Source organism: Acetobacter sp. (genome assembly GCF_047721705.1).
GTDB lineage: Bacteria > Pseudomonadota > Alphaproteobacteria > Acetobacterales > Acetobacteraceae > Acetobacter.
This window is the reverse complement of record NZ_JBDNXK010000005.1, coordinates 1-25,086: the sequence shown is the minus strand read 5'-3', so window position 1 is coordinate 25,086 and position 25,086 is coordinate 1. Positions and strand designations below refer to the sequence as shown.

26 protein-coding genes and 1 pseudogene are annotated in these 25,086 nt (G+C 57.5%); 10 read left to right on the top strand and 17 right to left on the bottom strand.

Going from position 1 to position 25,086, the window contains the following annotated elements; genetic code table 11:
* The first annotated feature begins 37 nt into the window (after positions 1–37).
* On the top strand, positions 38–568 hold the full coding sequence (gene moaB, locus ABF824_RS01650) for a molybdenum cofactor biosynthesis protein B (RefSeq protein ID WP_415486079.1): 531 nt from the start codon (positions 38–40) through the stop codon (positions 566–568).
* A gap of 12 nt (positions 569–580) precedes the next feature.
* Positions 581–1,162, top strand: coding sequence for a DJ-1/PfpI family protein (locus ABF824_RS01645; protein ID WP_415486078.1), 582 nt, complete (start codon positions 581–583; stop codon positions 1,160–1,162).
* Between the two features lie 245 nt (positions 1,163–1,407).
* On the opposite strand, the gene ABF824_RS01640 is transcribed toward ABF824_RS01645, so the two are convergent.
* The 7 genes from ABF824_RS01640 to hemB form a co-directional block, all read right to left on the bottom strand.
* Positions 1,408–2,118, bottom strand: coding sequence for an SIMPL domain-containing protein (locus ABF824_RS01640; RefSeq protein ID WP_415486077.1), 711 nt, complete (start codon positions 2,116–2,118; stop codon positions 1,408–1,410).
* Entirely contained in the window at positions 2,115–2,525 is a 411-nt protein-coding gene (locus ABF824_RS01635) for a hypothetical protein (protein ID WP_415486076.1), read from the bottom strand. Before ABF824_RS01635 ends, ABF824_RS01640 begins: the two co-directional genes overlap by 4 nt.
* A 20-nt stretch (positions 2,526–2,545) precedes the next feature.
* Positions 2,546–4,018, bottom strand: coding sequence for a sensor histidine kinase (locus tag ABF824_RS01630; RefSeq protein ID WP_415486115.1), 1,473 nt, complete (start codon positions 4,016–4,018; stop codon positions 2,546–2,548).
* A gap of 152 nt (positions 4,019–4,170) precedes the next feature.
* Positions 4,171–4,851, bottom strand: a complete 681-nt coding sequence (locus ABF824_RS01625) for a winged helix-turn-helix domain-containing protein (protein ID WP_415486075.1) — start codon at positions 4,849–4,851, stop codon at positions 4,171–4,173.
* Positions 4,852–5,043: 192 nt separating this feature from the next.
* Complete coding sequence (locus ABF824_RS01620) at positions 5,044–5,775, bottom strand: arginyltransferase (RefSeq protein ID WP_415486074.1); 732 nt, start codon at positions 5,773–5,775, stop codon at positions 5,044–5,046.
* A gap of 114 nt (positions 5,776–5,889) precedes the next feature.
* Positions 5,890–6,945, bottom strand: a complete 1,056-nt coding sequence (locus ABF824_RS01615; protein WP_415486072.1) for a hypothetical protein — start codon at positions 6,943–6,945, stop codon at positions 5,890–5,892.
* Positions 6,946–7,128: 183 nt separating this feature from the next.
* Positions 7,129–8,121 carry a porphobilinogen synthase gene (hemB, locus tag ABF824_RS01610; RefSeq protein WP_415486071.1) on the bottom strand — a complete coding sequence of 331 codons (993 nt, stop codon included), beginning with the start codon at positions 8,119–8,121 and terminating at the stop codon, positions 7,129–7,131.
* 268 nt (positions 8,122–8,389) lie between these two features.
* On the opposite strand from hemB, the gene ABF824_RS01605 reads away from it, so the two are divergent.
* From ABF824_RS01605 to ABF824_RS01570, 8 genes are all read left to right on the top strand, one after another.
* Positions 8,390–9,619 carry an amine dehydrogenase large subunit gene (locus ABF824_RS01605; RefSeq protein WP_415486070.1) on the top strand — a complete coding sequence of 410 codons (1,230 nt, stop codon included), beginning with the start codon at positions 8,390–8,392 and terminating at the stop codon, positions 9,617–9,619.
* Positions 9,616–10,164 carry a MauE/DoxX family redox-associated membrane protein gene (locus ABF824_RS01600; RefSeq protein ID WP_415486069.1) on the top strand — a complete coding sequence of 183 codons (549 nt, stop codon included), beginning with the start codon at positions 9,616–9,618 and terminating at the stop codon, positions 10,162–10,164. Before ABF824_RS01605 ends, ABF824_RS01600 begins: the two co-directional genes overlap by 4 nt.
* Positions 10,161–10,766 carry an alkyl hydroperoxide reductase gene (locus ABF824_RS01595; RefSeq protein ID WP_415486068.1) on the top strand — a complete coding sequence of 202 codons (606 nt, stop codon included), beginning with the start codon at positions 10,161–10,163 and terminating at the stop codon, positions 10,764–10,766. The genes ABF824_RS01600 and ABF824_RS01595 overlap by 4 nt, the downstream gene beginning before the upstream one ends.
* The gene (mauA, locus tag ABF824_RS01590; protein WP_415486066.1) at positions 10,753–11,316 is read left to right on the top strand and encodes a methylamine dehydrogenase (amicyanin) small subunit; all 564 of its coding nucleotides are present in this window, start codon (positions 10,753–10,755) and stop codon (positions 11,314–11,316) included. The genes ABF824_RS01595 and mauA overlap by 14 nt, the downstream gene beginning before the upstream one ends.
* A gap of 44 nt (positions 11,317–11,360) precedes the next feature.
* Positions 11,361–11,834, top strand: a complete 474-nt coding sequence (locus ABF824_RS01585; RefSeq protein ID WP_415486065.1) for a c-type cytochrome — start codon at positions 11,361–11,363, stop codon at positions 11,832–11,834.
* 67 nt (positions 11,835–11,901) lie between these two features.
* Entirely contained in the window at positions 11,902–12,360 is a 459-nt protein-coding gene (locus ABF824_RS01580) for a c-type cytochrome (protein ID WP_415486114.1), read from the top strand.
* Positions 12,361–12,417: 57 nt separating this feature from the next.
* Positions 12,418–13,785 (top strand): outer membrane beta-barrel protein, encoded by a 1,368-nt coding sequence (locus tag ABF824_RS01575; RefSeq protein WP_415486064.1) that lies wholly within the window; start codon positions 12,418–12,420, stop codon positions 13,783–13,785.
* Between the two features lie 14 nt (positions 13,786–13,799).
* Positions 13,800–14,399 carry a methylamine utilization protein MauD gene (locus ABF824_RS01570; RefSeq protein ID WP_415486113.1) on the top strand — a complete coding sequence of 200 codons (600 nt, stop codon included), beginning with the start codon at positions 13,800–13,802 and terminating at the stop codon, positions 14,397–14,399.
* A 3-nt stretch (positions 14,400–14,402) separates the two neighbouring features.
* Here the strand turns inward: ABF824_RS01570 and ABF824_RS01565 are convergent, their stop codons facing one another.
* The 10 genes and pseudogenes from ABF824_RS01565 to ABF824_RS01520 all read right to left on the bottom strand — a co-directional run.
* Positions 14,403–15,635: a c-type cytochrome gene (locus tag ABF824_RS01565; protein WP_415486063.1), complete on the bottom strand. Its 1,233-nt coding sequence runs from the start codon at positions 15,633–15,635 to the stop codon at positions 14,403–14,405.
* The gene (locus ABF824_RS01560) at positions 15,632–17,797 is read right to left on the bottom strand and encodes a molybdopterin cofactor-binding domain-containing protein (RefSeq protein WP_415486062.1); all 2,166 of its coding nucleotides are present in this window, start codon (positions 17,795–17,797) and stop codon (positions 15,632–15,634) included. Before ABF824_RS01560 ends, ABF824_RS01565 begins: the two co-directional genes overlap by 4 nt.
* Entirely contained in the window at positions 17,794–18,258 is a 465-nt protein-coding gene (locus tag ABF824_RS01555; protein ID WP_415486061.1) for a (2Fe-2S)-binding protein, read from the bottom strand. The genes ABF824_RS01560 and ABF824_RS01555 overlap by 4 nt, the downstream gene beginning before the upstream one ends.
* Before the next feature lie 346 nt (positions 18,259–18,604).
* Positions 18,605–19,231, bottom strand: coding sequence for a ubiquinol-cytochrome c reductase iron-sulfur subunit (gene petA, locus ABF824_RS01550; protein ID WP_415486060.1), 627 nt, complete (start codon positions 19,229–19,231; stop codon positions 18,605–18,607).
* 14 nt (positions 19,232–19,245) lie between these two features.
* A complete protein-coding gene (locus tag ABF824_RS01545; RefSeq protein ID WP_415486059.1) occupies positions 19,246–20,028 on the bottom strand; it encodes a cytochrome c1 in 783 nt (260 codons plus the stop codon).
* Positions 20,028–21,245, bottom strand: a complete 1,218-nt coding sequence (locus ABF824_RS01540; RefSeq protein ID WP_415486058.1) for a cytochrome b — start codon at positions 21,243–21,245, stop codon at positions 20,028–20,030. Before ABF824_RS01540 ends, ABF824_RS01545 begins: the two co-directional genes overlap by 1 nt.
* A 221-nt stretch (positions 21,246–21,466) precedes the next feature.
* Positions 21,467–22,066, bottom strand: coding sequence for a ribosome hibernation-promoting factor, HPF/YfiA family (hpf, locus tag ABF824_RS01535; RefSeq protein ID WP_415486057.1), 600 nt, complete (start codon positions 22,064–22,066; stop codon positions 21,467–21,469).
* A gap of 64 nt (positions 22,067–22,130) precedes the next feature.
* Entirely contained in the window at positions 22,131–23,591 is a 1,461-nt protein-coding gene (gene rpoN, locus ABF824_RS01530; protein ID WP_415486056.1) for an RNA polymerase factor sigma-54, read from the bottom strand.
* Positions 23,592–23,600: 9 nt separating this feature from the next.
* Positions 23,601–24,356: an LPS export ABC transporter ATP-binding protein gene (lptB, locus tag ABF824_RS01525; protein WP_415486112.1), complete on the bottom strand. Its 756-nt coding sequence runs from the start codon at positions 24,354–24,356 to the stop codon at positions 23,601–23,603.
* 49 nt (positions 24,357–24,405) lie between these two features.
* A pseudogene (locus ABF824_RS01520) lies at positions 24,406–25,086 on the bottom strand (hypothetical protein); the annotation flags it as partial.

Below are 25,086 nucleotides of genomic sequence, written 5' to 3'. Positions count from 1 at the left end.
TTGACGCGCCTCCGCTACCCGAGGATATGCTGCGTCCATGACGCGCATAGATCATTCCAGACCATTTCTGCCAGTTCGGATCGCCGTAATGACGGTTTCCGACTCGCGCACTCTTGAAACCGATACCTCCGGTCAGGCGTTAGTCGAACGGATAGAAAAAGCGGGCCATGAACTCGCTGATCGCAGGATTGTATCGGATAATGCAGACCTGATCACCGACGTGCTTCGGGGCTGGGTTGCCGATCCTCAGATCGATGTGGTGATCACCAATGGCGGGACGGGTGTCACAGGACGTGATGTCACGCCGGAGGCCTTTGAGCGCGTGCTTGAAAAACGCATCGAAGGGTTTGGCGAACTGTTTCGGATGCTGTCCTATCAGAAGATCGGCACCTCAACGATTCAATCTCGCGCGCTGGCGGGTGTGGCAGGCGGTACCTATCTGTTTGCGCTTCCGGGTTCCACGGGGGCCGTCAAGGATGGCTGGGATGACATTCTGGTGTTCCAGCTCGACAACCGGCATGTGCCCTGCAATTTCGTGGAGCTCATGCCGCGTCTGTGCGAAAAATAAGGAGATCCCGACATGGCTGACGACGATATCAAGTTGCTGATGCTCGCTGGTGATTACGTTGAAGATTACGAAATCATGGTTCCTTATCAGGCACTGACCATGGTGGGATATACGGTCGACGTCATTTCGCCGGGCAAGAAAAAAGGCGACAAGGTCATCACCGCCATTCATGATTTTGAAGGCGCGCAGACCTATAGTGAAAAGCCCGGCCATCATTTCGAACTGACGGCGGATTTTGATCAGATCGTGCTGGATGACTATATCGGACTTGTTGTGCCGGGTGGTCGTATGCCGGAATATCTCCGTCTCGATCAGAAAGTTATCGATATCGTCAAGGCGTTTTCAGATCGGCCAATCGCCTGCATCTGTCACGGCATTCAGATTCTGACTGCCGCCGGATTGGTGAAAGGCCGAAAAGTGTCGGCCTATCCGGCCTGTCGTCCCGAAGTGGAAATGGCAGGCGGCACTTATGTCGAGATTCCCGTCACTGAAGCCATTACCGATGGCGAACTGGTGACAGCGCCTGCATGGCCGGCGCATCCAGCATGGCTGTCCCAGTTTCTTAAAGTTCTGGGGGCAAGCGTTTCGCCCTGATCTATAGGGTCGCGCTGAAGAGAAAGAATGCAGAACGTATTCTTTCTCTTTACGCACAATATAAACTGTCTGGGATAATCAGAATAAATCTGAAACGTCCCCAAATGCCGCCGAGAAAAAACCTTCCTTCTATTTCCAGTAAATATCAGGAAAGCGCAGAAGCGCGAAAAAACGCTGCCTTTCCCTGACGCTTAGCAAAGCACCTTGCGGTGCCAGTATGCATCAGGAAAAAACACTTTATCGGTTCAGTGAGACAGAATGACAGTAGCGTGCACGTTCGCTGTTACAGTCTGGCTGTCTGGACGCATGGCGGGTGAGGGCGCAATTTCAGCGCGCGCCATGAGCGCCATGGGACGGATCAGCGGCTGTTCATTGACCGACAGGGAAGCGATCGAAGTGACTTTCATGCCGAGTGTGGCGGCAATTGCGTCTGCCCGTTCTTTCATATCCCTGACAGCCTGCTGCTCTGCCTGTTTCTGAAGTTGCTTCTGATGTTCCGGTGAAAGCGACCAGCTGACATTCTGCAGCAGAAGTCCCTTCTCCTGTAGTTTGCCAACAAGTTCCAGCAGACCAGAAGAGTCTTTCGCTGTCAGTGAAAGTGTCTGCTGCGCAGTCCATGAATGTGGCTGCTTATCGGGACGGTTTTCATACACGCTGTAAGATTCGCTGTGCACCACGACACCGGTCGCTTTTTCAGCCAGAGCGATGGCGGACTGCGCAAGGCCATTGGTTTTCCGCTGTGCATCGACAGCGTTGGAACCTTCGTTCTGCGCCAGCAGAGTTGCTGTTGCTTCATCGGGCGCAGCCTGCACCGAAGCGGTGCCGCCAATATTCAGCTTGGTGTCGTTCGGATGGGATGTGTCATCCGCTGCCTGAGCCGGATGAACCAACATACCGCCCAGACAGAGAATGGTTGTCGCTGCGGTAAAAGGTTTCAGCAATTTTCTGGAAATCATTTTTCGGTGGTCCGACCTTTTATGATGGCAAGGGCTTCCCGTAGCCGGGTTACACCCAGCCGGATATAGCCTTCCGCACATAATTGCTGTCCTTCGCTTCGCAATGTCGCGACATTTGAGGACATCATGTTGTCATGGCGGTCGATGGAACGGATCAGGCGGGCACAGTAGGCGCGACTATCGGACGTCACGCTCATGCCTGTCTCTCCCCCGGACGGAGGGCGCTCTGGCTCAGGTGTGGTTTCTTCCAGAAACGGTGCGGTGGAAGCCACGGACTGGGCCAGTTCCCTGGAGGGCTCACGCGAAAAAAGCGCTCGGGGGGAGGTGCTGGCAGTCTGGGCAAGGGCGGCTCCGCACAGACAGACGACAGCCACCGGTGCAGCGATCAGAAGGACGGCACGTTTCATGATTGAGACTATAACAGTTCTCATCTCTCTTGCGGATGGTAAGTCTGTGAAACCTCCGTCATATCTGCACCCCGTTTTTTGCCTTGATCCTGTGGCAGCGGCAGCCGCATCTGCACACACAGACCCGGCGCGCGCGGAAGGAAACGCAACACGCCGCCGTGCAGATGCACGATAGCCTGCACGAGAGAAAGACCAAGCCCCGACCCCGGCGTATTGCGGGCGGAATCGGCCCGGAAAAACCGTTCCGAGGCCCGTTCCATATCAGCGGCCGTCATGCCGATTCCCTGATCGCTGATATCAATGGTGACAACCCGATCAGTGGTTTTGTCCTCGGAAGAAGGCGCGAAGCCGGTGGCCACGGCGAGTGTGATGGTGCCTTCCGGAGGCGAAAATTTGATGGCGTTGTCAATCAGATTGGACACGGCCTGCTGGATCATGGATCGGTCGCCATAGAACTGAACGTGATCCGGAATGCGGAGGACAAGGCGGATATTCTGATCGTCAGCCAGCGGCTCATACAGTTCGGCAATATCCCGCAGAACGGGAATCAGGTCGAAACTGGCAAAAGCGGATCGGCGTGACCCCGCCTCGATCTGGGCAATGCGGAGAAGCGCCTCGAACACGGCGGTAATGTTGTCGAGATCCGCGACGCCTTCTTCAATGGCGCTGCGGAGCGTGTTCTCATCCTTTGCGTGCAGAGCCGCATATTCAAGCTGGGCGCGGGCGCGGGTGATGGGAGTGCGCAGGTCATGGGCGATGGCGTTCGAGACCTGCTTCACCCCGTCCATCAGCCGTTTAATGCGATCCAGCATCTCGTTGATGGCTTCCGCCACTTCGTCCAGTTCATCGCCGCGGCCAGACAGAGGCATACGCTGATCCAGATCGCCATGCGCGATGGCGGAAGTCGTGCGGGCGATGGAGGAGACCATGCGCCGGAACATGCTGCGGACGAGAAAAGCACCAATAAAGGTGAGAACGGTGATGATGCCCCACGCCCAGAAGAGTGTGTCGGTGAGTAGATTGCGTAGAACGGAGCGCCCCCGCACGTCCCGGCCCACCAGCAGCCGATAGCCTTTGGGAAGGTCAAAGGCTTGCACTTCGGCAATCCCGCGTGTGCCAGCCCGTCTTATGGTGAGCTGATACCAGACATTGCTCATGGCCACCGCTTCCGGCCATGCGGGCAGATTGCCGGCTATGCGTTCGCCGTTCTGATTGACCAGCAGATAGAGCGCGTCATCATCGACGTTGTCTTCCAGCCGGTCTTCGATCGTTAGCGCCAGAGCGGAAAGTCCGCCATCGGACCAGCGTTCTGAGAGGGCGCGGGCATCAGCCACAACCGAGGCTTCGACCTGCCGTTGCAGCAGGTTGGCCGTTCCCCACCAGATGACGGAAAGAAACAGCCCCGCGGAGACCCAGAACAGAATGGCGTAGCCAAGAGCGAAGCGGATGCCAGCGGAGCGCAGGCCGCCCAGATGATGCCGCAAGGCTCTCATCAGCACGCGGAGAAAGGGTTCTTTGGATTTCTTCGGTGGTGGTGGCGGAGGGGGGAGGAGTTCCTCCTGTGACGTCCCCTGCTGCTCCAAAATGGTCAGTCCTGTCATGGCATTATGATGTCTGGAGAGCAGAGCGACGCGGGGCAGAATATTCAGTCGGCACGAAGCATATAACCGGCGTTGCGAACCGTGTGGATCATCGGATGCTCGAACGGCTTATCCACCTTCTGGCGCAGGCGTGACACATGCACGTCGATGACGTTCGTCTGTGGGTCGAAGTGATAGTCCCACACGCCCTCAAGCAGCATGGTCCGGGTGACGACCTGTCCTGCGTGCCGCATGAGAAATTCCAGCAGACGGAACTCTCGTGGCTGAAGATCGATTTTCTGCCCTTCGCGCTTCACGGCCCGTGACAGCAGATCCATCTCCAGATTGCCGACTTCCAGCCGTGTTTGCGGCGTGGCCTCGTTGCGGCTGCGGCGACCGAGGGCATCCACGCGTGCCAGCAGCTCGGAGAAGGCAAATGGTTTGGTGAGATAATCATCCCCACCCGCCTTCAGTCCTGCCACACGATCATCGACGTCGGCCAGCGCCGACAGGATGAGAACAGGCGTGGCATTGGACTGGGCGCGGAGCGTTTCCAGAATGCGCAGACCATCGATCCCGCCGGGGAGCATGCGATCAAGGATGATGACGTCGAACTTTTCGCTGACGGCAAGAAAGAGTCCGTCCTTGCCGTTATCCGCCTGTTCGATGAGGTGACCGGTTTCCGCCAGTCCTTTCGTCACGAAACCTCGGACGGTCGGATCATCCTCCACAAGGAGTATGCGCATGAATTGTCTCTCCGAAGTTGCGATAAGTCGCATGCTGCATCAACGAACGAGTCTAAAGACGGATGCATGGTCTGTCATCTGCTCGCGAAAATATGCTCGAGAAACATTACCGGATTTTGGCGGACTTCGGCTGAAAGATGAGCCGTTATTCATGAACAGGTCAGATTCCTGTCACACGAATGTCTGGTGTGTTCAGCCGGAAGTGGCCTGATCAAGATCCCGCCACGCGCCGCGTGAGAGAATTTCAGCCGGACGGAAATTGGATTTGTAGGACATCTTGTGGCTCTGGGCGATCCAGTAGCCGAGATAGACATAAGGCAGATGCCGCTGTTTTGCCTGCTCGATAAGCCACATCACCGCAAAGCTGCCCAGTGATCGCTCGGGAAAGGTCGGGTCGTAAAAACTGTAGACCGCAGAGAGGCCGTCGCTCAGCATGTCCACCAGACTGACGATCATGAGCTGATTGTCCGCCGTCCGGAATTCGATCATGAACGTGTCGATGGGAGTGTCTTCAACCATTGAGCGGTAGTCGGCGAAGCTCATGCCCGCCATGTCGCCGTCGGCGTGTCTTGCAGTCTGATACTGGCGGAACAGAACGAACTGTTCGGCCGTCGCGCGGGCTGGAACTTCCAGACCTTCCAGCGCCGCATTGGCCTTCAGGACACGACGCTGTGTCCTGCTGGGAGTAAAGCGCGCAACCGGGATGCGGATGGGCACACAGGCATTGCAGCCATTGCAGACGGGGGCGTAGGCAATGCTGTGACTGCGTCGAAACCCTGCCCGTGAAAGCCGGTCATGCAGCATTTCCGCATCGGGCCCGGAAAGGTCGGTGACAACCTTCCGTTCCATCCTGTCAGGCAGATAGGGGCAGGTCTGTGGGCTGGTTGTATAGAAGAACTGCGGATGACGGGATGAGAAAGTCATCGCTGTTCTGCCTCCCGCGTTTCCGCGTTGATTTTCCGGACGGCAACATGCCGCTCCTGAACAACAGATAATGACGAAACAGGTTGCATCCCGTCAATCAAACAGAATGTGCTTTCAGAGTTGGTAGGCGATGCCCATCCTGAGTTGGACGGAGTTGCGCCATAATGTGTAATGGCCGTGCATGACGTTCATATTCTGAATGGTCCAGGGGCCCGAGCCTGAGGTGTATTCATTAGCAAAGCTAATGTTGGCTTTGCCATAGCTCAGATAAGTGTAACGCACGCCACCGGTCAGGTGCAGGCGTTTTGTCAGTCGATAATCAAGCCCGATATCGCCACTCCACTCTGGGCGGGAGCGACCGGCATAGCCCTTCATATTATCAAGAAAAGCTGCATGTGTGTTGAGGAACTGTGCCCATCCGCCCCGCCCACGAATGACCAAGCGATCCGTGATGGCATAATCGATGTGTAGTGCTAGCCCGACATAGCCTTTGCCATAACCGGTGAATGTATTGGAGGCTTCTGTCCGATAGCCGCCTTGTATCGTAGGCATGACAAGCAGGCGATCATTCAGGAGCAGGAAAGCCTTGCCGAACTCACCGGTAACATTGATGCCTGACCGGTTTACTCGTCGGTTTTGCTGATTGTGATTGGTTATCCCGTTGGGTGCGCCGGTCGTGGGGGAAAGCCATACGGCTTTGCTAGCGGTAGATGTGGTTTTGCTACCGTAATCGATGTCACCATTATCAAGTGTAAAGGTCGCGGAGGCGTAAAGATGCTTTATGTTGCCCGCATCGAACATATATTGTGCATCCGTTCGAAAACCTGGAGTCCATCCACTCGCGTGACTGCGGGTTGAAGTAAATGACGGAGCATTAAATTCAGGGACGACGTGGTTTAAGGGGAATATGCCTTGGTAACTACGAAAAATTCCTGTGTGATTGGTTGCGTTTTCGAAATTTCCTGTCACGGAAAGGCCGATTTCCCGGTTGACGGCCACAACAGCAGGAACGTTTGCGATAGGTGCGGCATCTGCTTGAGTTGGCAGTATGGCAGTGAGGAAAGTAAGGAGAGGTAATAAAATAAAGCTGCTGAGAAGGAAGCAACGGTTTTTATGAAACATGTCAGGCTGCCATTCTGCCAGAAGGTAAATACGAGGTGTTTGTTTCATAAAACCATACTTCGTTACACTTCCATATCTACGACAAAGTATGACGCTCTAAAAAATCGTTCTTTTTCAATGAGACGATGATTTATTGTTGCTTTTTATAATGCGAATGTTGCGATTTTGTCGCAAACAGTAGGGCGTCTTCGACGCTCATTACCTATGCCGAAGACGCCCTTTCCCAGAATTTCAGCCCTTCAGACGTTCTGCGGCCTCAATCGCGAAATAGGTCAGAATGCCGTTTGCACCAGCGCGCTTGAAGGCAAGCAGGCTTTCCATCACGGCGCGCTCGTGGTCCAGCCAGCCGTTCTGGATGGCGGCCATCAGCATCGCGTATTCGCCTGACACCTGATAGGCGAAGGTCGGCACCGCGAAACGGTCCTTCACGCGACGGATGATGTCGAGATAGGGCATGCCGGGTTTGACCATGACCATGTCCGCGCCTTCGAGCAGATCGCTCTCCACTTCGCGGAGGGCTTCGTCGGAGTTGGCCGGGTCCATCTGATAGGTCTTCTTGTCGCCCTTCAGCAGGCCACCCGAGCCAAGAGCATCACGGAAGGGGCCATAGAAGGCGCTGGCATATTTCGCGGCGTAGGACATGATCCGCGTGTTGATCAGCCCGTTTTCATCAAGATCGCGGCGGATCGCCTCGATGCGACCATCCATCATGTCTGATGGTGCGATGATGTCGATGCCGGCGGCGGCCTGATTGGTTGCCTGCACCTTGAGAACGTCGACGGATTCATCGTTGACGACATAGCCATCGCGGATGATGCCGTCATGACCATGGTCGGTATACGGATCGAGGGCTACGTCCCCGATCAGCGCCATGTCGGGAAATTCCTTCTTGAGCAGGCGGGCTGCCCGGCACATCAGGTTGTCGGGATTGAGGGCTTCCGAGCCTTTCTCGTTCCTTACTTCGGACGGAGTGATCGGGAAAAGCGCGAGAGCGGGAATGCCCAGCTTGGCGGCAGGTTCAACATGGGCGAGCAGTCTGTCGAGCGTGGCGCGCTGGACGCCGGGCATGGAATCCACATTCGTGACGGCATTCGTGCCTTCCATGACGAAGATCGGCCAGATCAGATCGTCGATGGACAGTGTGTTTTCGGCAACCAGTCGGCGAGTGGCGTTGTCTACTCGATTGCGTCTGAGGCGCGTGAACGGAAAACGACCGACGGTCATGACATCTCCTCTGATCCGTTTGTGCGGGGCGCAAGGCTACAGCGTCGTGCCGCAGGAAAGCGCCGGAACTATGCGCCCTGTTCACGTATTTGCAAAACCGTTCCCTAAGTGCCGGCGGGGCCACGAAAATGCCCAGCCGCTGCGAGAAGGGAAGAGGCTCTTCGCACTGTGGACGGGACTATTCCGCGATGTCGTAAACAAAGAAGAATATTCGTCTTGTGGAAAGATTTCTTGTCTGTAATATCAAGTTGTTGCGAAACCGATAGAAATGAGTCTCATGACGCTTCCGTGTAAACCGCAAGGCCATCCGGCTGCTTTTCTGCGTGCGCTTTTGGGCGGTGTAGCCCTGTTTGGCGCAATGACAGCAGGTGCAGCCCATGCGGATGAGCCTATTCCACAAACGGAACAAAGCGATATAGCAACACTTCCCGCCTGGTCCCCGCATATGATTCTCGTGGTCGATGCGGCCTACCAGCACAACAAGGATGGACGTGCCTATGTTGTCGATGCCGACAAGGGACGCCTCCTTGGCATGGTGCAGGCGGCATACAATGCGAATGTCGCACTTACTCCCGATGCAAACCGCTTTTATGTCGGTGAAACGACGTGGTCCCGCGGGAATCGTGGCGATCGGAACGACCTTCTGGTGGAATACGATTCTCACACGCTGAAGATTACATCCGACGAAAAGCTGCCTTCCCGCGCGCTCGTCACGCCGAAGCGGAACAATCTTGCGCTCAACGCCGATGCCTCGCGTGCTTATGTCTACCAGATGAGCCCCGGCAGCGCCGTCGAGGTCGTGGACACGAAAAAGCATGAAGTTTCCAGCACGGTCGATGTGCCGGGCTGCGCCCTGATCTATCCGTGGGGGAATGACGGCTTCTCGTCCCTTTGCGCGGACGGCACCCTTGCCAACGTGAGCCTTGGGGCCGATGGCAAGCCGTCCATGACCCACACGGCTGCGTTCTTCGAGCCCGACCACGATGGCATTTTCGAGCAGAGCCCGAGTGTCACGAAAGACGGGAAGGCGTGGTTCATCAGCTATACCGGTAAGGTCTATCCTACCACGCTGGGTGCCAACGCGACGATCGACAAGCCGTGGTCGTTGCAGGAAGGCGCGGGCGTGAAGGCCGCTTCCGATTCCACCAAACCGTTCGAGATCTCGTGGCGTCCGGGTGGCTGGCAGATGTCCGCTCTGCACAAGAGCGACCATCAGCTTTATGTGCTGATGCACAAAGGTACTTTCTGGACGCATAAGGATGGCGGAACAGAGGTGTGGGTCTATGACACCGAAAGCCACAAGCGCATTCGTCGTATCGCGCTGCCGACTCCAAGTCCGATGGTGGGTGTGACGCAGGACAGCAACCCGCTTCTGTTCACCACGGACGAGGACACAGGGGATTTCTACGTTCTGGATGCGAAGACCGGCAAGCAGCTTCACAAAATGAAGGCGCTTGGTGGCGCACTGATCTTCACGGCCGCACCCGGTGAAGGATGAATCCGTCATCCGTCATGATGATGGGTGGGCTTTCAGCGCTATGCGCCGGTAGTGTCGGTATCATGTTTCTCGTGGCTGGCTTCGCCAAGCTGCGGGAGCATGATCTTTTCCTCGGAACGCTCTCTTCCTATCGCCTGCTGCCTGCGGGTTCTCTCGAAGCCGCTGGCTGGGCACTGGCTTTTGCCGAGGTGATGACAGGAGCGATGCTGCTGTCGGGCTTTGGCCTTGCTGTGGGGAGCGTTCTGGCCGCTTGCATGTTGCTGCTCTTCGCGGGTGCGATGGGGGTGAATGTGGCGCGGGGCAGAACCGATCTGTCCTGTGGCTGCACACCGGGGCAGAAAGGGGAGACCCTTTCCTGGTCACTGGTTCTTCGCACTCTGGCATGTGCGGGCCTGGCATTACTTCCTGCGGTGGTAGGGCGTTCATCGTCCTGGGTCTTGCAGGTTGAAGGCGTGATGTGTGGTGTCGCGTGCTGGATGCTGTGGTTGGCATTCCGCAGTCTGCTACAGGCACAAACTGTCGCGAGCACGGGAGCGGAAGCATGATGCTTGTGCTTCTCCTGTGGCAGGGCGTGCTGACAGTGCTGCTTCTGGGCGTGGCCATCACGCTGCTTGCGCTGGCTCGTCAGATCGGCGTGCTCCATGAGCGTATTGCGCCAATCGGCCATCAGGAAGCCAGGCCCGGTCTCGATGTCGGGCAGATCGTGCCGCGTCTGGTGATGCACGATCTCAACGACAGGCCCGTGGTGATCGGGGAAGAACTGCCGGCGGGGCAGTATCAGATGCTGCTGTTCGTGGCGTCAGAATGTCCGGTCTGCAAAAGGGTCATTCCCATTGCGCGGGACATCGCCGCAGCCCGCGGGTTCGAACTGCTGTTTGTCGGGGATGGTCCTGTTCCCGAACTCAAGAATATGGCGATCAGCCGCCCTGAAATGCAGGGCATCCCGCTTCTGACCGGAGTGGAACTTGGGCTGGTCCTTCAGATCAACCGTCTGCCCGCTCTGGTGCTGCTCGATGAGCGCGGCACCATCCGGGTCAAGGATATTGTAAATACGCGTCGTCAGATCGAGGAACTGCTGGACACCGTGCCTGCTGCATCCCGACCAGAACGCGCGGAGACAGGAGTGATTTCTCATGCTGCCGTCTGACAACAAACAGGGGTCTCTGTTCGACCGCCTGACGGAAGGTGTTCTGCGTCGGATTGCGGGGCGTACATCGCGTCGTGACGTGCTGACGAAAATGGGTGGGGCCGTTGCGGCCGCGCCTGCGTTCATGCTGCTGCCTGTCAGCCGCGCCGATGCCGCCGCCACGGCCAAACCGAAGGCCCAGACGCCGTTTGGCGCGAAGGCGCAGGCAAAGGACGATCAGGCGTGCGATTACTGGCGTTACTGCGCCATCGACGGCAATCTCTGCACCTCCTGCGGCGGTGGCACGCACACCTGTCCGCCGGGAACGGCGCCGTCGCCCACATCGTGGATTGGTAGCTGCTACAATCCGCAGGACGGCAATTCTTATATGATCGCATACCGCGACTGCTGTGGTCAGGATTCCTGTAATGAGGTGACGTGCCTCAATACAGATGGTGATCAGCCGTCCTATCGTCCCATGGCCAATAACGACATCATCTGGTGTTTCGGCACAGGAACTTCGGAGATGTACAATTGCTCCACTGCGGCAGTCGTGGGCAAAGCGTCTTGAAATCTTCAAAAACCGGAATGCGAAAAGTGATTATGAAGGAAACAATGAAAAAGACTCTTCTTTCAGCGGTGACAGGTCTTGCTCTTGCTGGCGGTCTGGCTCTTTCCGCTTCAGCACATGCCGCTGACGGGCAGCAGCTTTATACGGCCAACTGCAGCCTTTGCCATCAGGTCAGCGCCGCAGGTGTGCCCGGACAGTTTCCACCGCTGAAAGGACGTGTTTCCAGCATTGCTTCCACGCCGGAAGGCAAGACCTATCTCATGCATGTGCTGCTCAACGGTCTGACCGGCACGATCAAGGCTGGCGGCGGCTCCTACACCGGCTACATGCCGTCATTCGGCACGCAGACGGATGAGAATATCGCCGCCATTCTGACCTATGTGGCCTCGCTGGGCGACGTCAAACCGGCCCCCGTGTTCACGGCTGACGATGTGAAAGCTGCCCGTGGCGCAGCGCTGCCGCCCACCGCAATCCTCGACGAGCGGAACAAGCTGAACGCCGCTCACCCTGTTCCGTAAGACAGGAAAGCGAAGACTTTTGCAGAATGGTCGTTTACGCATCGCGTCTGGCTTTGTCGCAGGCGCGATGCTGGCTGGTGGCTGCTGGGTGGGAACGCGGGCAGCCACGGCTGCCGAAGCGCTTTCTCACCCCACGACACTGGATCACACACAGTCGGTCTATCTTTCGCATTGTGGCGGATGCCACGGCGTAGAGGGTATTTCCGGCGACAGTTTCGTCCCCACACTCCGCAATGCTGTCGGGCGGTTCGCCTGCACGGATGAGGGGAGGGCTTATCTCATCCGGGTGCCGGGCGTTTCGATGTCACTGATCCGCAGTGATCAGGAACTGGCGGATGTGATGAATTTCATCATGCTCAGGGTGGCGGGGACAAGTTTGCCGCAGGGGTTTCACCCCTATACCGCCGCCGAGATCCATGAATGGCGTCAGAAACCGCTTTCTGTTCCAGATTTCTCCATGCTTCGCGGGAAAGTTCTTGAGCGTGCCCTTGCGGCCTGCGCCAGACGCGACAGTGAAAAACCGTAAAGCCGGATAATGGATTCTGTCGGCATGATTGCCCACCACACAAGGAACGCTCGCAGTATGAGGCTTCGCCGTTATTTTTCCGTCGGCACATATTTTGTGTTGCAGATGGCTTCGCTACCGGCTTTCGCGCAGGAAAGACTGACACCGGAAGAAGGCGGACGGCCGCTGGTGAGTGAAGAAACCGCTGCGGAAAAAGCGGATGCAGCGAAGGTGGACGTCAATCTCAAGCCGCCCGGGGCGTCTCATAGCTGGTTTGATGACCTCGAAGGTCACGTCGTGGTTGAGGCGGGCGTCAACGGCAACCCATGGACGCATACGGGTCGCAACTGGGCGCAGTCCTATGTCGATCGCGCCAATACCGCGACCCTGAACCAGATTACCGGCACGCTTTCGCATCCGGTGACGGATATCGGCTCATCCCATTATGGCTTCGGCTTTGTTTTCGAAGTGCTTTACGGTTCGGATGCCCGCTTCAATCCGACCATTGGTATGGCCGACGGTGCGATCACCGGGATGTATCAGTTTGCGCCCACACAGGCGCATCTCGATTTCCATATGCCTTGGTTCACCAAGGACGGCGTCGATCTCCAAATCGGGCAGATGTATGGCATGCAGGGCGTGGAAGGCACGGATGCGCTGGAACGTCCCTTCTACAGCTATAACTATTCTTCCGATTTCATCGTGCCGTTCGAAGTGGTGGGTGTCACGGCAACCGTTCATCTCGCCCAGCATTTCGACTGGATTCTGGGTGTGAACGCCGGCAACTCGACGACCTTCGGCGGAGCCAAGAACAATAGCCGACCGAAGGGCTATTTCGGCTTTCAGTTCAACGGTCTGCTGGATGGCAAGCTGGATGTCTCCGCTCTGTCCTATCTCGGCCCTCAGCAGAGCGTCTATGCGATTGGTTCAGAGGCCAATCATGCGATGCAATATGTCGGGGACATTGTCGCATCCTATAAAATTGATGATGCGACAACGGTCACTCTCAACGGCACCTATTTTCACGATGACTATCTGCGCGACGATGTCTATGGCGTGACCACCTATTTCGCGCATGATTTCTTCCCTTGGCTGACGTTCAATCTGCGCGGAGAGATCTTTCGTGACAACAATGGTGGGGTAGTGGGAAACAACACCTCCACCATGTCCTACATCAACGAGTTGCGCGGTCGCCCTTATCCTTATGATTATGCGGCAGGCACAACCTACGGCGAACTCACCGCAGGCGTTTCCTATCGTCCCCAGTTCCTCAATCTGCCCAAAGGCAGCTTGACCATCCGACCGGAACTGCGTCTCGACAAGGCATTGAATGGCACGCGTCCGTTCAACCGCGTTTCTCCCACGGGAGACCCGACCATCAATTACGCCAACAATGGCAACAGCAACATGTTCTGGTTCAGTTGTGACGCCATCTGGGCGTTCTGAGCGGGCGGGTGATGATGAGCGTTCTGATCAGCGTCAATCTGCTTCTGACAGGCGTGCTGCTGGCAGCACTTTTTGTGACATGGAAGCTGACTGTGCAGGTCAGGCAGCTTTTTCGTGAGGTTGCGCCCATCGGTGCGCTGACCAACTCAAAAGGGCCGCAGCCGGGCGATGCCTGTCCAGAGCAGCCTTTCCGGCTTCTTGATGGAACGCTCATGTCTCTAGGCCACAGTGACGCCACGCGGTTGCTTCTGTTCGTGTCTGCCACCTGTCCCGTTTCGAGAAAAATCATTCCGCTGGCTCAGGATTTCTGTCGCCGAGAGCATGTCGATCTGATGTTTGCCGGTGACGATGCGGTGGAAACGCAGGAGCGCTTCGTGCGGGAGGCGGGGATGACATCTGCCCGCTTCATCAACGATCCGGCGCTCGGGCGGGCGCTGGAGGTGGACAAGCTTCCAGCCGCCTTCCTGCTTTCACAGGAAGGGGTGATCCTGTCTCGCGGTCTGGTCAACAGCCGCGAGCATCTGGAAAGTTTGCTGAACGCCTGGGAAAGCGGCTTCAGCACTGTGCAGGACTATATCACGCACACGAAACGTCAGCGTTCCGCAGCAGCCTGAGCGTCATGGTCCCTTGGCAGCGGCGTTAAGCGCTTCAGTCGATGGCTTTGCCTCCGTGAAATGCGTCATGACGAAAGCGGCAATGTCGTTCAGATCCTGCTGGCTCAGGTTGCCTCCCGCAAAACCCGGCATGACCTGATCGCCGTCTGCTGTGGCCAGCGTTGAGCCGCTCATGATGATGCGGATCAGGTTACGCCCACCATCCGCGCTCAGTGTGCGTGCACCTGCAATGTTGGCGTAAGGCGACTGACGACCACTGCCGTTCGGAAGATGGCATCCGGCGCAGACGGAAGCGAAAAGGCGCGCCCCTTTCGTGGTCTGTGGAAGCGTGGCGTCTCCGTTTGTAAGCTGGCGTGAAGGAGCGGGAGCATCCTTGGACGTCTGCGGCTTGAGATCGCGCAGATAGACGATCATGGCGTGAATATCGTCTGGCGTCAGGTGGCGCAGACTGTAGGTGACGACTTCCGCCATGTCAGCCGAAGCAGTGCCGTGGCCATCTGCGTGGCCAGTGGAGAGATATTGAGCCAGCGCCTCATCCGTCCAGCTGCCGATGCCGTCTTTTGGATCAGGAGAGATGTTGTAGGCCCGCAGACCATTGATCAGTTCGCCCGCGAAAGCACGGTCCTTGGACAGGCCGAATGTCATGGTGCGGGGAGAGTGACAGTCAGCACAGTGGCCCGGCCCCTCGACCAGATAGCGTCCCCGGTTCCACTCGGCCGATTTGTTTGGATCATCAGGGTAGGACGATGAAGGGCCGTTCAGCAGGTTCCATCCGATCATCAGGGCGCGAACGGAGAAGGGGAATTTCAGTTCGTTGGCAGGTGGTGTGTTCTGTGAAGCAGGCACCTTGGCCAGCCAGGCGCGGAGGTCTTTCACCTCATCAGAACTCATGCGGGAGTAAGCCGGATAGGGCATGGCGGGATAGAGATGTTTCCAGCCCGGAGAAACACCTTCCCGAACGGCGCGAACGAAGTCTTCGTCGCTCCATCTGCCGATGCCGTGCTCCGGATCGGGTGTGATGTTGGTGGAATAGACCACGCCAATGCCCGGCATCTTGAAGGCGCGGCCACCCGCGAAAGGTGTGCCGCCCGGTGCCGTATGGCAGGCTTCGCAGTCAGCGGCCCGGGCGAGATATTCGCCTTTTTCAACCGGAGAGGCTGCGGAGGCGGGTAGGGCGCAAACGGTTGCGAGAAGAGCTACGACAAAAGAAGCGCGGGGGGCAATGCAACGTGTCATCGTGCGGCCTCCTTCTCCAGATTGCGGGGAGAGAGCAGGGGAAGCGTGCGGTAACGGTGCCCCTGTGCTGCCGCCATGGCGTTGGCAAGAGCGGGGGCCGCAGCCGCCGTGCCCACCTCGCCAATGCCGCCCGGCTCTTTCTTGCTGTCCATCAGATGCACGTCGATCCGGCGTGGCGCCTCGTTCATGCGCATGACGCGCCATGTGTTGAAATTGCTTTCCTGCACGCGACCGTTTTCCAACGTGATCTCGTTATAAAGCGCGGCGCTGAAACCGAAGATCAGGCCGCCTTCAATCTGCGATATGACCTGATCCGGGTTGATCACCTGTCCACAATCCACGACCGCCGTCACACGATGAATGATGACCGTGTCCGGTGAGGGCATCTCGATTTCCGCTACGGTCGCCATGAAGGAACCGAAAGCGAACTGGAGTGCGACCCCACGTGCGCGCCCTTGTGGAACAGGTGTGTCCCAGCCTGCTTCTTTCGCGACACGATCCAGAACAACCACTGCGCGGGTGTTCCCTGCCGCCAGTTCGCGTCGGTAGGCCACCTTGTCCGTGCCTGCGCGCTCAGCGAGTTCGTCGATAAAGCCTTCCACCACGAACAGACCGCGTGTGCCACCGACGCCACGCCACCATGCCGTCACCACGCCCGGCGCTTCCCGGCGCGCGAATTCCAGACGATAGGCATCATAACTGTAAGGCGTGATCAGCGTGGCGACAGACAGATCCTCATCGTAGCCTTCCTTTGTCAGTTCCGGCGGGTCCCACCGCGCCACGACGGCGGGACCGACGATGCGATGCTTCATGGCGGTGACACGACCTTTCTCGTCGAGGCCAGCCGTCACCTCATCGACATAGGCAGGGCGATATCGGTCCTTCGTGATGTCTTCTTCGCGGCTCCAGACGATTTTCAGCGGATAACGCACCTGTTTGGCGAACTGCACGCTCTGCGTCACATATTCATGCTCAAGCCGACGACCGAAACCACCGCCGATATACTGGCTGTGTATCGTGATCTTTTCTTTCGGCAGGCCGGTAATGTCGGCGGCGGTTTCCTGCGCGCGATCGGCAACCTGCGTTCCCGTCCAGACGTCGCACCCATCGGGACGTACATGCACGGTGCAGTTGATCGGTTCCATTGTCGCATGCGCCAGAAGAGGCTGCTGATAAACGGCGCTGTAATGGGAATGGGATTTCGCGATCACGGCTTCCGCATCGCCCTTTGGGCTCGGCACGATCGCCGGACCTTTCAGCCCTTCATGCAATTGATCGTAGATGGTCTGGGTACTGACGTCCGCATTTGCACCCGTCGTCCAGACAGGACGGAGCGCCTGAAGCCCCTTGTGGGCTGCCCAGTAATGCTCGCCTACAACACACACGGCATCTTTCGTATCCGTCACCAGAACGGCCAGCACACCACGCACCGCCATGGCGGCATCGTGGTCAAAAGCGCGGAGGGTTCCACCTACAACCGGACAGGCGGCGACCGTGCCGATCTTCTGTCCCGGCACATGCACGTCGATGCCGAACACGGCTTTGCCCGTCACCTTGATCTGGCTGTCGAGCCTGTGCTGCGCCTTGCCGATAAGGCGGTAATCCGCAGCGGATTTGAGGGGTGGTTCCTTGGGGATCGGAAGTTTGGCCGCCGCTGCAGCAACATCGCCAAATGTCAGGGTGCGTCCGGATGGTCCGTGCGTGATGATGGCTGATCCGACGGCACAGTCTTCCGGCTTCACCCCCCAGCGCTGTGCAGCAGCCTGCACCAGCACGGTTCGGGCCGCCGCGCCTGCCTGACGAAGCGGCATCCATTCTGTCATGATGGAGGTGGAGCCACCGGTAATCTGGGCCGTGCCGGGTGGGGCTGCTTCCATTTCTACCTGAGCGAGATCGACGCCCAGTTCTTCGGCAATGAGCATGACCGAGGATGTGTAAATGCCCTGACCCATTTCGATATTGGGGAGGATCAGCGTAATGCGGTTGTCAGGCGTGATACGAATGAAGGCGTTTGGCGCGAACGGGGCCGTTGCATCCTCGACCAACATGCCTTCATCCGCACGTGGTGATGCGGACGGCCAGAGCGTGGCGAGCAGCAGTCCACCACCCCCGAGAAGCACATTGCGCCGTCCCGTGCGGAAGCCGCTTTTTGTCGCGCTCATGCTGCTTCTCCGGCGGCCTGATGAATGGCCTTGCGGATGCGCATATAGGTGCCGCAGCGGCACATATTGCCGGACATGGCGCTGTCGATCTGCTCGTCTGTCGGGTTCGGCACTGTTTTCAGAAGTCCAACCGCAGCCATGATCTGTCCTGGCTGGCAGTAACCGCACTGCACGACATCCAGATCGATCCATGCTTTTTGCACTGCGCGAACAACGGGGTCTATCTCATCGACACCTTCGATCGTGGTGATGACGGCGTTCTGTTTGATCTGTCCGATCTGCAGAACGCATGAACGAACCGGCGTGCCGTCGAGATGGACGGTGCAGACGCCACACTGCGCCATGCCGCAGCCGAACTTTGTGCCGTTCAGCCCGATGATATCACGCAGCACCCACAGCAAAGGCGTGTCCGGATCTACATCCACCGGATATGTCTGCCCATTCACGCGTAACGTCTGCATGGGGGTTCCCCAGTATTCTTGTTGCTTTCCAGAAAGTCATAACACGAGGAAAACGGCTGGGTAGGGAGTTGGATGCAATAAATGAAGAGAAATTGCATTTATTTATCTATATTTGTTGAAATATAGATGTGGCCTAAAGATGAAATGGCTGGTGTTTTATATGGAAATTCTTGTCAGGATGCAGTCCGGGAAGAAAGATGGAGGCGTTCCAGACAGGAAAGGCACTTCAGTCAGAAAGACGGCTCAAAGACCTATCCCTCTGTGACGCACGATCTCGCATCACGACTAAAGGAGTGAGGTTGGTGACACGTCAAAGGGCGACGTTATACCTCACCCTGATTTCGTTTCAGATCTGCACAATACTGGAAAAATCAAAACTCTCGCCTTTGGGGCTTTCCCCCAGACGCAAGGTTGTGGCGTTCACCAAGACATGCGGCGGAACCGGCAGATTATAGGGAGCTGGAACACTCTTTCGCACACGTCCCGCGAGATCGAATTTCGAGCCATGGCACGGGCAGTTGTAACGACCGTTCTTTGCTCCACCAGTCGCACTTTCATAGACGGGAACGCAGCCAAGATGGGTGCACACGCCGACATACACGCCATATTCCGGCACCAGTGAGCGGTGCCAGTTCTTTGCGTAAGACGGCTGCTGAAGCACGGCGGATTCAGGGTCGCGCAGATCGGCGATCAGGGCCGCTTCCTGAAGCTGTTTCAGGTCTTCCGGGGTGCGGCGAAGGATGAAAACCGGCTTTCCCTGCCACACTGCCGTCATCTGCTGGCCGGGTGCGAGCTTGGAAATGTCAACATCGACAGGCAGATGCGCGGAGGCGCTGTCCTGTGGCGCAAGACTCTGCACGAAAGGCACGGCACAGGCACAGGCGCCCGCCGCGACGCCAGCCGTCGTGACCATGCCAAGAAAGTCGCGGCGTCCAGGTTCTGTGCTTTCACTCATGTCAGATGGTTCGGTCATTGTTCAGCACACCCTTATTGCGTTTTCACGCGCTTCCAGATCTTTGTTTTCCACGCAACGGCCAATAACAGAAGCCCCACAAGATAGAGCGCCGTCCATATGCCGATCGAATGGCGAGAGTTCCGATGCGGATCGGAGGCCCAGACCAGAAAGGTCGTAACGTCGCGGGCCTGCTGCTCAACTGTCGCCGGGGTGCCGTCCGGATACTGGATGACACCATTCATCAGTGGTGGTGGCATGCCGATCAGGTGGCCACTTACCCAGTCATTATAGAATTTTCCCGGCACCACGGGGGCGTCGGGAGGAGGCGGCATCCTGTAGCCTGTGAGAAAGGCGTAAAGCCAGTCTGCACCATGCGGCTGAATGACTGCCAGCCTCGACTGATCTGGTGGCGCAACGCCGCCCATCATCGCGGCTGCGGCTTCGTCACTGGGGAAGGGCGAGCGGAAGTGGTCGTCCGGCAGGCCTGGGCGCATCGTCGGTTGGCCGGAGGCGTCCGGCGGCCCGGCAATCATCTTGCCATGAGCCAGATCGATAATGGCCTGCTCGCTCAGACCTATGCCGCTCAGATCGTTGTAGGTCAGGCTTTTCATGCCATGACAGGTGGAGCAGACGCGGTCGTAAACGATAAAGCCGCGCTGGAGGCTTTTCTGGTCGAATTGACCGAAGGGCCCTTCAAACGCCCATGTCTGATGCGGTGGGACCACGGGTTCCGGGATGCCTGCAGACGCCACGTATGGGAAAGCGGCCACGCCGACGATCAGCGCAAGCGCCGGGAAACGATGATGCCATTTCATCAGGCGTCTCCCTGTGCCGCTGAAATGGAGGCAGGCAACGGCCGTGTCTTTTCAATGCGCGATGCCAGAGGCAGAAGCACAAGGAAATAGGCGAAATAATAAAGCCCGGCGAGCCGTGCGATCAGCATCCACACGCCTTCCGCGTGATGCTTACCCGCGATGGCCAGCAATACGAATGCAATGACCAGCCCGAACAGGCCTGCGCGGCACATCGGTCGGAAGCGGGCCGAGCGGATCGGTGAGCGATCCAGCCACGGTAGGAAGAACAGCACGGCAATGGACCCGGCTGACGCGACCAGTCCACCAAACTTGGAAGGCACGGACTGGAGCAGGCCGTAGAACGGAAGGAAATACCATTCAGGCTCGATGTCCGCCGGTGTGTGCATCGGATCGGCTGGCGCATAATTGGCGGGTTCGGCCAACAGTCCGGGCCAGAAGAACATCAGCGCCGTGAAAATCAGTGCAAACACGATCAGCCCGACGAGATCCTTGCTTGTGTAGTAAGGATGGAACGTAACCGTGTCTTTCTTCGTCTTTGGCTCGACACCAACCGGATTGTTCGATCCCGTGATGTGCAGCGCTGCCACATGCAGCCCCACAACGGCCAGCACCAGAAACGCCATCAGAAAATGCAGCACGAAGAAACGGTGCAGAAACACATCGCCCAGATGGTCGCTGCCTGTCATGACATGCTCCAGCGTCCCGCCGATAAGAGGGACAGCGCCGACCGCCTTGGTGATGACGTCTGCGCCCCAGTAGGACATCTGTCCCCATGGCAGCATGTAGCCGGCAAAGGCCGTGCCCATCACCATGACAAGGAGCACGAGGCCCGTCAGCCACAGGATTTCGCGGGGCGCCTTGTAAGAGCCGTAATAAAGACCACGAAAAAGATGGATATAGAGCGCGGCGAGGAACAGGTTGGCCCCGGTCATGTGCATGGCCCGGAGCAGCCACCCACCCGACAACTGCCGGTCGATCGCTTCGACGGACAGGAACGCCCCCGCGCTGGTGGGTGTATAGTTCAGGGCGAGGAACGTGCCGGACGCAAGCATCAGCAACAGCACGACAGTCAGGATCGCGCCGAAGTTCCACAACCAGTTCAGATTTCGAGGAAGACGAAAATCCACATATTCGGCACGAAAGGCTGAGACAACAGGCAGCCGACGATTGAGCCATCCTGCAACTCCCGTGAGTTCGGGGGTGTTTTCTGGCGTCATGATGGTAATCCAGCGAGCACGTATGGCTCCGTCTCAGTTTCGCTTCAGGGTTCCTTTATCATGTTATTACAAAAAAGAAATATCATGTCGCTCGAAACGAAATATGTGTCGCCCACGGCAATTTACGCCAAGCGTAACGCCATCACAGACGCGAATAGTCTTTGAGATGAAGAAAAGACTGTCCGCGTCTTTCAGTGTTTGCTTCTGAAAGTCTGCTGGCGTCAGTTCATCATGCCGTTGGGTTCGACCCAGCCGATATTCCCATCGTCGCGGCGATAGATGATGTTGATCTCCCGCGTAACGCTATTGCGGAAGACAAGGAGGTTTCTGTCCGCAAGATCCAGTCGCATCACAGCCTCGCTCACGCTCAGGAAAGCGATTTCGGTAGGCTGTTCCGCGATGATCGTGGCGAAGGTCTCATTGTCAGCCGTCTGTATTTCTCTGCCATTATGCGTTTCATGCATGTCGGTGGGCTGGAGAATATAGCTGCGACCGATTTCAGGAACAGGCGCGCGGGCGGTCTGACGGGAATGGGTCTGCATGCGGCGGCGATAACGGCGCAGGCGGCGGGCAATATGCTCGGCGGCATCATCGAAGGCGGCGTGCGCGTCGCCCGCTTCGCCTTCTCCGCGCAGCGTCAAGCCGCGCCCTGCATGCACATTGATATCACATGTGAAAAATGATCGCGCCTTGCTGAAAGTCACATTGGCTTCCATGGCCGTTTCAAAATATCGATCGGCAATCGTGCCGAGATGGGAAGTAACGCGTGCTTTCAGTGCGTCAGACAGGTCAATCTGTTTACCGGAAACGTGAATATCCATCTTTGACAGGTTCCTTTTATTTGAGGACACCGGTCGCCAGCTTATCTGACAGTGCCACGCACCATCAGAAGGAGGCGGCTTTCTCTCGTTTCCTCTGCATCGAATTTGCGATGTGCAGAGCATCACGATATTTGGCCACGGTTCTGCGGGCGATGTCTATTCCTTCTTTGCGAAGAGTTTGCACGATATCGTCATCCGACAGAACGGCGTCCGGTCGTTCAGAGGTGATGAGTTTTCGTATTTTGTATCGTACGGCCTCTGAACTCGTGTTTTCTCGTCCGTATGTAGAGTTGATGCTGGCGGTAAAAAAATATTTCAATTCATGAAGACCCCATGGCGTCATCACATATTTGCCTGATGTGATTCGGCTGATGGTACTTTCGTGCATGCCGGTGGCATCTGCGATGATGCGCATCGTGAGAGGTTTCAGCATTGCTGCACCGGAATCCAGAAAACCTTTCTGCTGTTTCATTATTTCCGATGTGACGCGGAGAAGCGTCTGACTGCGCTGTTCCATCGCACGAATCAGCCATGACGCATGCGATATCTGGTTTCTGATAAAGACCCGGTCATCTGAATCGCTCAGTCGTCTGGTTTTCTGGCGCAGTCCCTGATCAATCTGCAGGCGAGGGAGCGTTTCTTCATTCAGTCGCACCACCCATTCTCCGTCAGGTGCGCGTTGCACGCTCACGTCAGGCACACGGGTTATGGCGGCGAGGGCGGTGTCATCGAAACCGGGTTTCGGATCGAGCCGCCGCAGTTCAGCCAACAGTGTCGCAAAAGTCATTTCATCGACGCCGCACAGGCTGCGAAGCGCGGCATGGTTTCGTCGACCCACCATATCGAGATTATCGAGCACAATGCCCATTTCCCGGGTCAGGCGACCTTGGGCCGAGAGTTGGGCAGAGAGGCACTCGCGCAAAGAGCATGCAAACAGCCCGGTTGGCTCAAATGTCATCATTACGTGGCGAACGGTTTCCACTTCTTCGATGGAGAGGCCAATCTGCCGGGAAACATCAGCAGGTGCGCAACCCAGCCAGCCGGTGAGATCTAGATTTTCGATCAATGTATGGCCGATAAGCCGTTGTGTGGGGGTGAACTGCCTTGTCAGGCGAAGCTGCTCCTCCAGCCGTTCATACAAGGAAGGCTCGGCTGACGGCGTCATCTCTTCCGCAGAGGCCATTCTTGCATGGCGGTGCGTGCGCCAGTCCTGAGGGGAGCCTTCTTCCGTATAGGTATCATCGAAACCTGCGCCGGAAGCTTCCTCTAGAGGCTGGATATCCAGCCGGGACTCGGTTGACGACGAGAAAGCTTTTTCAGGCTCGTGCGGCGTGTTCTCTTCGCCGATAACCGGAAAAGAGGTGTCTTCCACGCGCGTGAGATACGGATTGCTCTGCAGTTCCTCCTCGACCATGACGCCCAGCTCGTTCGCCGTCATCTGCAGAAGGCGGATCGCCAGTTGCAGCTGCGGCGTTACGAGAAGGTTCTGGGTCTGTCGAAGGTGGAGTCCCGGTGCTGTGGCCATACGGCGAGTTTAGAGGGAGAAACTTTCTCCAAGGTACACGCGGCGTACATCTTCGTTGGCGACGATTTCTTCCGGAATGCCCTGCATGAGCACCTGACCGCTGTGCATGATGTAAGCCCGGTCAATGACTTCCAGTGTTTCACGCACGTTGTGATCGGTGATGAGAACCCCGATTCCACGATCCTTCAGATGTGAAACCAGATCACGGATTTCACCGACCGCGATCGGGTCGATGCCCGCCAGCGGTTCGTCCAGCAGAATGTAATGCGGCTGGCTGGCAAGGGCGCGGGCAATCTCCAGACGCCGCCGCTCACCACCCGAAAGGGCCAGCGAAGGGGAGCGTCGCAGATGTGAGATGCCGAATTCGCCCAGCAGACCGTCCAGCATGGCGTCGCGCTTGTCGGGGTCGGGTTCAACCACTTCCAGCGCCGCCATGATGTTCTGTTCGACATTCAGGCCGCGAAAAATACTGGCTTCCTGCGGAAGGTAACCAATGCCGAGGCGGGCGCGACGATACATCGGCAGCCGCGTGATATCCGCGCCATCAAGGGTGATGTTGCCTGTATCCGGCTGGACCAACCCGACAATCATGTAAAAGCTGGTGGTCTTGCCCGCGCCATTGGGCCCGAGCAGTCCTACGGCTTCGCCACGATGGACTTCGATGGAGACATCCCGGACGACTTCGCGCTTTTTGTAGGATTTGCCGATTCCATCCGCGAAAAGCCCGTGCTGCCTGTCCCGCAGCACCGTGCCGTTCGGTCCCATGCCCGGCTGCGTGGCGACGAACTCCACGGCAAAATCTTCTGTCTCCATGTCAGTGGCCACCATTGCTGTTGCCGTCACTGTTGGGCACGACCAGCCCACTGACCCGTTCGCCGGGCCGCTCTGTCATTGTCGCCACGCCGGTATGCATGTTGATGATGGCCGCTGATCCCTGAAGCTGATTCTGCCCGCGCGTGATGTGAACATTGCCGACAATCCGGGCGATGCCCGTGTCAGGCACGTAAACACCGCGGTCTCCGGTAATGGTCTCGGTCTGTGTCCTCACCCATACATGCCCGAAAGCATTTACTTTTTCCAGCTTTCCGGAACCGTTGGCAATGGGGTCGCCGCCCTGCTTCTTGGCGTCGGCAGCCTGATTGGGGGGAGCGTTGTTGTCCGGTGGCGCACTATAGCCCACGAGGACATCGGCCTTGATCTGCTTGCCTTCGTTCGTGGTGACAGTCGCGTCGCCGCGTCCGATGGAGATGCGCGGCTGCGAGTAATATTCCATCGTGTCCCGGGACGTCAGGACATCCTGTGGCGTGGTCAGTTTCATGGCGTGGCCGGTCATGACCAGCGTGGCCTGATCGATGTCATAAACGGCCTTGTCACCCCAGCCCTGATCGGTCTGCGTAAAGATGTGAACATGCCCGATCGCCTCAAGGCGATAGATTTCGTTCGCTCCCGAATCGTCCGTCCCACCCGGAGAGGCGGCATCAGCAGGCTTCTGATC

Coding starts and splice junctions, on each gene's coding strand:
- moaB (WP_415486079.1), top strand. CDS start 38: ATGACGCGCATAGATCATTCCAGACCATTTCTGCCAGTTCGGATCGCC.
- ABF824_RS01645 (WP_415486078.1), top strand. CDS start 581: ATGGCTGACGACGATATCAAGTTGCTGATGCTCGCTGGTGATTACGTT.
- ABF824_RS01640 (WP_415486077.1), bottom strand. CDS start 2,118: ATGATTTCCAGAAAATTGCTGAAACCTTTTACCGCAGCGACAACCATT.
- ABF824_RS01635 (WP_415486076.1), bottom strand. CDS start 2,525: ATGAAACGTGCCGTCCTTCTGATCGCTGCACCGGTGGCTGTCGTCTGT.
- ABF824_RS01630 (WP_415486115.1), bottom strand. CDS start 4,018: ATGAGAGCCTTGCGGCATCATCTGGGCGGCCTGCGCTCCGCTGGCATC.
- ABF824_RS01625 (WP_415486075.1), bottom strand. CDS start 4,851: ATGCGCATACTCCTTGTGGAGGATGATCCGACCGTCCGAGGTTTCGTG.
- ABF824_RS01620 (WP_415486074.1), bottom strand. CDS start 5,775: ATGACTTTCTCATCCCGTCATCCGCAGTTCTTCTATACAACCAGCCCA.
- ABF824_RS01615 (WP_415486072.1), bottom strand. CDS start 6,945: ATGAAACAAACACCTCGTATTTACCTTCTGGCAGAATGGCAGCCTGAC.
- hemB (WP_415486071.1), bottom strand. CDS start 8,121: ATGACCGTCGGTCGTTTTCCGTTCACGCGCCTCAGACGCAATCGAGTA.
- ABF824_RS01605 (WP_415486070.1), top strand. CDS start 8,390: ATGAGTCTCATGACGCTTCCGTGTAAACCGCAAGGCCATCCGGCTGCT.
- ABF824_RS01600 (WP_415486069.1), top strand. CDS start 9,616: ATGAATCCGTCATCCGTCATGATGATGGGTGGGCTTTCAGCGCTATGC.
- ABF824_RS01595 (WP_415486068.1), top strand. CDS start 10,161: ATGATGCTTGTGCTTCTCCTGTGGCAGGGCGTGCTGACAGTGCTGCTT.
- mauA (WP_415486066.1), top strand. CDS start 10,753: ATGCTGCCGTCTGACAACAAACAGGGGTCTCTGTTCGACCGCCTGACG.
- ABF824_RS01585 (WP_415486065.1), top strand. CDS start 11,361: ATGAAAAAGACTCTTCTTTCAGCGGTGACAGGTCTTGCTCTTGCTGGC.
- ABF824_RS01580 (WP_415486114.1), top strand. CDS start 11,902: ATGCTGGCTGGTGGCTGCTGGGTGGGAACGCGGGCAGCCACGGCTGCC.
- ABF824_RS01575 (WP_415486064.1), top strand. CDS start 12,418: ATGAGGCTTCGCCGTTATTTTTCCGTCGGCACATATTTTGTGTTGCAG.
- ABF824_RS01570 (WP_415486113.1), top strand. CDS start 13,800: ATGAGCGTTCTGATCAGCGTCAATCTGCTTCTGACAGGCGTGCTGCTG.
- ABF824_RS01565 (WP_415486063.1), bottom strand. CDS start 15,635: ATGACACGTTGCATTGCCCCCCGCGCTTCTTTTGTCGTAGCTCTTCTC.
- ABF824_RS01560 (WP_415486062.1), bottom strand. CDS start 17,797: ATGAGCGCGACAAAAAGCGGCTTCCGCACGGGACGGCGCAATGTGCTT.
- ABF824_RS01555 (WP_415486061.1), bottom strand. CDS start 18,258: ATGCAGACGTTACGCGTGAATGGGCAGACATATCCGGTGGATGTAGAT.
- petA (WP_415486060.1), bottom strand. CDS start 19,231: ATGACCGAACCATCTGACATGAGTGAAAGCACAGAACCTGGACGCCGC.
- ABF824_RS01545 (WP_415486059.1), bottom strand. CDS start 20,028: ATGAAATGGCATCATCGTTTCCCGGCGCTTGCGCTGATCGTCGGCGTG.
- ABF824_RS01540 (WP_415486058.1), bottom strand. CDS start 21,245: ATGACGCCAGAAAACACCCCCGAACTCACGGGAGTTGCAGGATGGCTC.
- hpf (WP_415486057.1), bottom strand. CDS start 22,066: ATGGATATTCACGTTTCCGGTAAACAGATTGACCTGTCTGACGCACTG.
- rpoN (WP_415486056.1), bottom strand. CDS start 23,591: ATGGCCACAGCACCGGGACTCCACCTTCGACAGACCCAGAACCTTCTC.
- lptB (WP_415486112.1), bottom strand. CDS start 24,356: ATGGGACCGAACGGCACGGTGCTGCGGGACAGGCAGCACGGGCTTTTC.